This window comes from Mesorhizobium sp. M1396 (genome assembly GCF_040317725.1).
Taxonomy (GTDB): domain Bacteria; phylum Pseudomonadota; class Alphaproteobacteria; order Rhizobiales; family Rhizobiaceae; genus Mesorhizobium.
In genome coordinates this window covers 1-615 of record NZ_JAMYLA010000165.1, presented here as the reverse complement: position 1 = coordinate 615, position 615 = coordinate 1, and the positions used below count along the sequence as shown (strand labels likewise).

Here is a 615-nt window from a genome sequence, read left to right as displayed (position 1 = left end):
GCGAGAGTTGGCGATGGCGACACGGTGGGTATAGCGGCCGAGATAGGCCAGCACCTGGTCTGGCCCGCCGAATGGCGGCTTGGCGTAGACGACCCATTCGAGGCGACGAACCTCGGCGAGCTTGCAGTTAAACGCAGCCGGCGCCGCCAGGTGGGCGAGATCGCCGAAGAAGCTCAGCTTGCCCGCGTCATAAGCTGCTCGCAATTCCTGCAGAAAGAGCCGGCGAAACAGGCGCGACAGGACGCGCACCGGCAGGAAGAATCCTGGCCGGCAGGCGACCCAACGCTTTCCATCGAGGGAGATCCCGCCGCCCGGCACGATGCAATGGATGTGGGGATGATAGTGCAGGCTCTGGCCCCAGCTGTGCAGCACCGCGATGTGCCCGATCTCTGCGCCGAGATGTTTTGGATCGGCGGCAATCACTCGCAGCGTCTCGGCCGCAGTCTTGAACAGGATGGCGTAGAGCGCTGCCTTGTTCTGGAAGGCGATCGCCGCGACCTGCGCCGGCAGCGTGAAGACGACGTGGAAGTAGGCAGCCGGCAGAAGCTCGTTCTGTCGCGCGGCAAGCCATTCGCGACAGGCCTGTCCCTGGCACTTCGGGCAATGCCGGTTGCG

At 64.9% G+C, this 615-nt stretch carries 1 protein-coding gene; it reads right to left on the bottom strand.

The features are described 5' to 3' along the window. The coding region (locus tag NKH02_RS34460) for an IS91 family transposase (RefSeq protein ID WP_352884310.1) at positions 1 to 615 on the bottom strand (615 nt) is incomplete at both ends.